The organism is Paracraurococcus ruber, from assembly GCF_004353985.1.
Taxonomy (GTDB): Bacteria; Pseudomonadota; Alphaproteobacteria; order Acetobacterales; family Acetobacteraceae; genus Paracraurococcus; species Paracraurococcus ruber.
In genome coordinates this window covers 1-5,509 of the sequence record NZ_SMOA01000328.1, presented here as the reverse complement: position 1 = coordinate 5,509, position 5,509 = coordinate 1, and the positions used below count along the sequence as shown (strand labels likewise).

The following is a 5,509-nucleotide window of genomic DNA, read 5'->3' as shown; positions in this document are numbered from 1 at the left end:
CGTCGCTGCCGCGGCCCGGCCGTCCCCGGGCGGGACCGGCAGGCGGCGTCACCCGCACGGGTCGCGGCAGGGCGGCCTGGCCGGGCCGTCACGCCGGGGCGCGGCCGGCTCCGGCGTCAGCCGGGGCCGCCGTAATCCCGCCGGCGCAGCAGGCCGGTGATGCCGAAGGAGACTTCCAGGCAGAGCCGCCGCCCCTCCTCCACCGCCGCGCCGGTGTGGAAGCCGAAGGGGTCCTCCACGAAGCCGAAGCCGGCCGGCCCGGTCAGCACCTCGATCGCCTCCGGCCCATAGGCGGCGAGGATGTCTGGCGCCGTGCGGGCGCTGAAGGGGCTCAGCTGGTGCCGCAGCGGCCGGCGGGCATGGCTGCCGCGGACGAAATGGTGGGCGCCGGACCGCGGGCCCACATCCGTCAGGTAGAAGAAGAATTTCAGCTCCTGCCAGTCGGTCAGGTCGAAATGGAAGCTGTCCTGCCCCGCCAGCATCAGCGCCGCCCGGCTCCGGTTGGTGCTGGGGAAGCTCCACCACAGCCGCACATCCAGGATGGTCGCCGGGCGGCCGAAATAGCCTGCCGCGACGGCGTGCAGCCAGGGATGCCGGATGAAGCGCCCGATGGCCGGGCAATCCCGCTCGTTGTCCGGGAAATGGCCGACGACCAGGGACTGGCCGCTGCGCCGTTCTACCTCCGCCTGCTCATGCGGCCAGAAGCGCGTGGACCAGTCGAGGCCGCCTTCGCAGGGGCGGCTTTCGGCGAAGCGACGGATCTCCGCGACGAAGCCGGGATCCAGCCGCAGCCCGGCGCAGAGGCCGTCCCGCCGCAGCAGGTCCACCGCCCGCGTCACGCTGGGCGCGGCCAGCGGGGCGCCGACGGCGGGAATGGCCGGCAGCGGCAGGCTGGCGGGGCGCCGCGCCGCCACGGCGGCAACCAGGCGCCGCGCCGGCAGGACGCGCCCGAAGACGACCAGCGGCAGCCAGGCCCGGCGGGCGCGCAGGTCGCGCGCCAACCGCGGTACCCGGGCCGCCATGCGTGGCAGCCAGCCCCATCCCGGATCGCCCGTCGCTTGGTTTGCCAGCATGCGCCCCTCCATTACCGACTTGTCCGTGGCTTCACCGTAAGCCCGGCGAAACCTTTGCAAAGCCAGAACTTTTCAGGGATTATTCCGGCTCGAAATACTTCTTGCCGTGGAATTTCATGACGTTGCCGCCATCATTCTCCGCGATGTTTGAAGGCTTCCGGGCCCACAGCGGCCGGGTGCCCATCGGGGCGTGTGTCCGGATGGCGACTCTCGCGGCGGCGGCGGTGCTGGGCGCCCCGCTGCTACCCGGCGCGGCGGCGGCGCAGGATGCGCCGCGACTGCCGCTCGCCGTACTGCCCGGCATCGGCGCGGCCGACCCGCGGCAGCCCGTGGCGATCGGGGCGGCGCCCTGGCGGGCGCTCGGCCGGGTGCAGACGGAACTCGGCGGACGCTGCACCGGCACCCTGGTGGCGCCGCGCCTCGTGTTGACCGCGGCGCATTGCCTGGTGAACGGGCGCAGCCGCAGCCTCGTGCAGCCGGGCTCGGTGCATTTCCTGCTCGGCTACGACAGGGGGGATGCGGTGGCGCATGCCCGCGTGGCCGCCTTCCAGGTCGGCCCCGGCTTCCAGGCGAACCCGATCGGGCCGGGCAGCGCCGACTGGGCGGTGCTGGTGCTGGCGGAGCCTATCGGCAGGCCGGACCGGATGCTGCATCTGCTGCGGGACCCGCCGGCACCGCGCACGCCGCTGATGCTGGGCGGCTACCAGCAGGACCGGCCGGAGGTGCTGCTGGCCGATTCCGGCTGCCGCGCCATCGGCATCCTGCGGCAGGGGGCGGGCAGCATGCTGGCCCATGACTGCGCCGGCACGCGCGGCGCGAGCGGGGCGCCGCTGCTGGCGCGGGGACCGGACGGGCTTTGGGGAATTGCCGGCGTCGCCTCCTCGGTGCAGGCGGATGCGGCGCTGGGGCTGGCGGTGCCGGCCGCGGCCATCGCGCTGCCGGCGGACCAGCCGCGGCCGCGCTGAGGCGCGGCCCCGCCCTACTCGCCCTCCCCCTCCAGCCGGGCGATGTCGGCGTCGGAGAGGCCGAAATGATGGCCGACCTCGTGCAGCAGCACGTTGCGCACCAGGCGGAACAGGTCCTCCCCGGTCTCGATCCATTCCAGCAGGATCGGCTCGCGGTAGAGCAGGATGGTGTCGGGCTGCACGGGGGTGTCGAGCACGCTCTTCTGCGTCAGCGGCACCCCGCGGTAGAGCCCGGTCAGGTCCCAGGGATTGTCGAGGCCCATCTCGGCCAGGGTGTCGTCGTCCGGCGCTTCCTCCACCACGATGGCGGCGCCGCGGACCAGGTCGCGCATCGGGGCGGGGATGGCGGCGAAGGCGGCCTCCGCCATATCCAGGATGTCGTCGAGGCTGGGCGGCGTGCCATGGCGCATCCCGCTACGGCAACGCGGCGCCGCGGCGGCGTCAAGCGGGACGAAGGGCGGGACCGATGATCGAGAAGCTGGACGCGGCGGCGCTGGCGGGGCTGGCGGAGACGCTGCCGCATTGGCAGGTGACGGAGGGGCAGGACGCGATCCGCCGGGAATTCCGCTTCCGCGACTTCTCCGCCGCCTGGGGTTTCATGGCGCGCGTCGCCCTGCTGGCGGAGGCGCAGGACCACCACCCGGACTGGCGCAATGTCTGGAACCGGGTGGAGATCCTGCTGACGACGCATGACGCCGGCGGCCTTTCGGCCCGGGATGTCCAGATGGCCCGCGCCATCGACGCGCTGGTCGATGCCGGGGTGCCCTGACCCGCGGGCGCCATCCGACGGTTTCCTGCGGGGCCGGGCGCCGGCGCCGGACGCCCCCCCCGCGCGGCGAGGCTTGCATTCCGCGCCTTGCCCGTGCTTTACGCCGCGCTTCCCTGCCGGGCGCGGTGGCATCGCGCGCGGCTATGCCCCTTTGCGCGCACCGGCATCCCGCCCTGCGCCCCTGGGCTGAGACAGCCAGAGGGAGAATCCATGCCTTTGTATGAGAGCGTGTTCATCGCACGCAACGATGTCACGCAGCAGCAGGTCGACGCCATCGCCGATCAGATCACCGCCACCCTGGGCGAACAGGGCGGCGAGGTGAAGAAGCGGGAATACTGGGGCCTGCGCGGCCTCGCCTACCGCATCAAGAAGAACCGCAAGGGGCACTACATGCTCCTCGGCGTCGACGCCTCCCCGGCGGCGATGCAGGAGGTCGAGCGCCAGCTTGGCCTGAACGAGGACGTGCTGCGCGTGCTGACCATCCGCGTCGAGGCGATCGACGAGGCGCCGTCCGCCATCCTCTCCCGCCGCGGCGAGGACCGCGAGCGCGACCGCGGCTTCCGCGGCCCCCGCCCGCCCGGCCGCTTCAGCAGCGGCCGCCGCGACCGCGGCGACGAGCGCGAGGAATTCCGCGCCCGCCCGCGCGAGGAAATGGAAGCCGTCACCGGGCCCGAGGAGCAGTAAGCCATGTCCGACGCAACCCCGGATCTGAACCCGGCCGCCCGCCGCCCCGCCGTAGGCGCCCGCCGGCCCTTCTACCGCCGCCGCAAGTCCTGCCCCTTCTCCGGCCCGAACGCGCCGAAGATCGACTACAAGGACGTGCGCCTGCTGTCCCGCTTCCTGTCGGAGCGCGGCAAGATCGTGCCGAGTCGCATCACCGCGGTCAGCGCCAAGAAGCAGCGCGAGCTGGCGAATGCCATCAAGCGCGCCCGCTTCCTGGCCCTGCTGCCCTACGTCATCAACGACTGACGCGGCACGGGGGCTGCTTGCGGCAATGAGCGGCGCGTCCGGTCAGGGCGGCGTGTTCGGCAACCCAGGCCTGCTGGCCGCGGGCGCGGCCGGCTGCGTGTCCGCCGTCTGCGCGCTCTGGGCCATGCGCGGCCTGCCGCTCGGCACCGGCGTGCTCTGGATCGCCTCCTTCCCGCTGTTCGCGGCCGGGCTCGGCTTCGGCGTCGCCAGCGCCGCCGTTGCCAGCCTGCTGGGGGTTCTGCTGGTGGCGATCTCGGGCGGCGGCTTCGCGGCCGTCATCTACCTCGCCCTGTTCGGCATCCCGGCACCGCTGCTGGTGCTGGCGGCGCAGGGACAGGTCCCCGGCCAGGTATCGGGGCAGGGGCTTGGGCAAGGACCGGCGCCGGGCCAGGCGCCGGGCGCTGGGCCGGGTCGCGTCTCGTTGTCCCTGCCCCTGGCGCTGCTCGGGCTCTGGCCGCTGGCGGTGCTGCTGCTCTCGGCCGCCTTCCTCGCCGGCAGCGGCGGGCTGGAAGCGGCCATGCGGCAGGCGATGGAGGTGGCGCTGCGCCGCCTCGGCATGCCGGCGCCGGAAACCCTGGTGGCGGGGCTGGTGCGGGTGAAGGCGGGCGCGATCGGCTTCTGGGCCGCCATCGCGCTGCTGGCCAATGCCGGCGCCGCGGCGGGCTTCCTGGCGAAGCGCGGGCTGCTGCGCGGCGGCAAGCCGGACTGGGCGGCGGTGCGGCTGCCGGGCTGGTATCCGGTGCTGCCGGCCCTCGCCCTCGGCCTCTTCCTCGCCGCGCCGGCGGGCGGCGATGCGGTGGCGCTGTCGGCGCTGCTGCTGCTGCTCGTGCCGCTGTTCCTGCAGGGCGTCGCCGGCGTGCATGCGCGGCTGCGCGGCCGCAAGGCGCGCCTGCCGATGCTGGTGGGCTTCTACCTGCTGGTGGTGCTGTTCCTCCAGCTCATGGGCCCGGGGCTCGTCGGCCTCGGCCTTTACGACCAATTCCTGCGGCGCCAGGCGCCGCGCCAGACCTGACCGAAGGCGCCAACCGATGATCGAACTCATCCTCATGCAGCGGGTCGAGAAGCTCGGCCAGATGGGCGAGCGGGTGAAAGTCCGCCCCGGCTATGCCCGCAACTTCCTCCTGCCCAAGGGCAAGGCCATCCGCGCCAATGCCGACAACCTGAAGCGGTTCGAGGCGGAGCGCGCCCAGCTCGAGGCGCAGAACATCAAGCGGCGCGAGGAAGCCGAGCGCATCGCCGAGCGCGTGGCGGGCCTGACCGTCACCATCATCCGCCAGGCCGGCGAGTCGGGCGGCCTCTACGGCTCCGTCTCCGCCCGCGACATCGCGGATGGCTGCAAGGATGGCGGCCTGACCGTCGCCCGCAGCCAGGTGCTGCTGGAGCAGCCGATCAAGACGCTGGGCCTGACCAATGTTCGCGTCGAGCTGCACCCCGAGGTGCACATCACCGTCGTGGTGAACGTCGCCCGCAGCCTCGAGGAGGCGGAGAAGCAGATCCGCGGCGAGGAGATCGTCCGCGAGGAAGAGCCGAGCCTGGAAGACGAGCTGCGCGCCGAGATCGGCGCGGCGATGGACGAGCGCTGAGGCGCTCCATCCGGGACCGGATGCCGCAGGCAAGGGGCCCCATGCGGGCCCCTTCGCAATTCCGGGGGCTGGTCGAGCCGGGGACCGCCTGCCGCAGGCGCCGCCGGCCGGCTCGGGCCGGCAGGCACGCCGTGCCGCATGAACCCGCGC

8 protein-coding genes are annotated in these 5,509 nt (G+C 73.5%); 6 read left to right on the top strand and 2 right to left on the bottom strand.

The window, feature by feature from the left end; genetic code table 11:
• Positions 1-116: 116 nt before the first annotated feature.
• Entirely contained in the window at positions 117-1,073 is a 957-nt protein-coding gene (locus E2C05_RS28260; protein WP_158292423.1) for a phytanoyl-CoA dioxygenase family protein, read from the bottom strand.
• Between the two features lie 200 nt (positions 1,074-1,273).
• Between E2C05_RS28260 and E2C05_RS28255 the strand changes: the two genes are divergently transcribed.
• The gene (locus E2C05_RS28255) at positions 1,274-2,038 is read left to right on the top strand and encodes a trypsin-like serine peptidase (protein ID WP_158292422.1); all 765 of its coding nucleotides are present in this window, start codon (positions 1,274-1,276) and stop codon (positions 2,036-2,038) included.
• 14 nt (positions 2,039-2,052) lie between these two features.
• Here the strand turns inward: E2C05_RS28255 and E2C05_RS28250 are convergent, their stop codons facing one another.
• The gene (locus E2C05_RS28250; protein ID WP_133222979.1) at positions 2,053-2,448 is read right to left on the bottom strand and encodes a metallopeptidase family protein; all 396 of its coding nucleotides are present in this window, start codon (positions 2,446-2,448) and stop codon (positions 2,053-2,055) included.
• Between the two features lie 56 nt (positions 2,449-2,504).
• Here E2C05_RS28250 and E2C05_RS28245 point away from each other — a divergent pair, with 56 nt between their 5' ends.
• From E2C05_RS28245 to rplI, 5 genes are all read left to right on the top strand, one after another.
• Positions 2,505-2,807, top strand: coding sequence for a 4a-hydroxytetrahydrobiopterin dehydratase (locus E2C05_RS28245; protein ID WP_133222978.1), 303 nt, complete (start codon positions 2,505-2,507; stop codon positions 2,805-2,807).
• 210 nt (positions 2,808-3,017) lie between these two features.
• Complete coding sequence (gene rpsF / locus E2C05_RS28240; protein WP_133222977.1) at positions 3,018-3,491, top strand: 30S ribosomal protein S6; 474 nt, start codon at positions 3,018-3,020, stop codon at positions 3,489-3,491.
• Between the two features lie 3 nt (positions 3,492-3,494).
• Entirely contained in the window at positions 3,495-3,776 is a 282-nt protein-coding gene (gene rpsR / locus E2C05_RS28235; RefSeq protein ID WP_133222976.1) for a 30S ribosomal protein S18, read from the top strand.
• Between the two features lie 25 nt (positions 3,777-3,801).
• On the top strand, positions 3,802-4,788 hold the full coding sequence (locus E2C05_RS28230) for a hypothetical protein (RefSeq protein WP_133222975.1): 987 nt from the start codon (positions 3,802-3,804) through the stop codon (positions 4,786-4,788).
• 16 nt (positions 4,789-4,804) lie between these two features.
• A complete protein-coding gene (gene rplI, locus E2C05_RS28225; RefSeq protein WP_133222974.1) occupies positions 4,805-5,359 on the top strand; it encodes a 50S ribosomal protein L9 in 555 nt (184 codons plus the stop codon).
• The last annotated feature ends 150 nt before the right edge of the window (positions 5,360-5,509 follow it).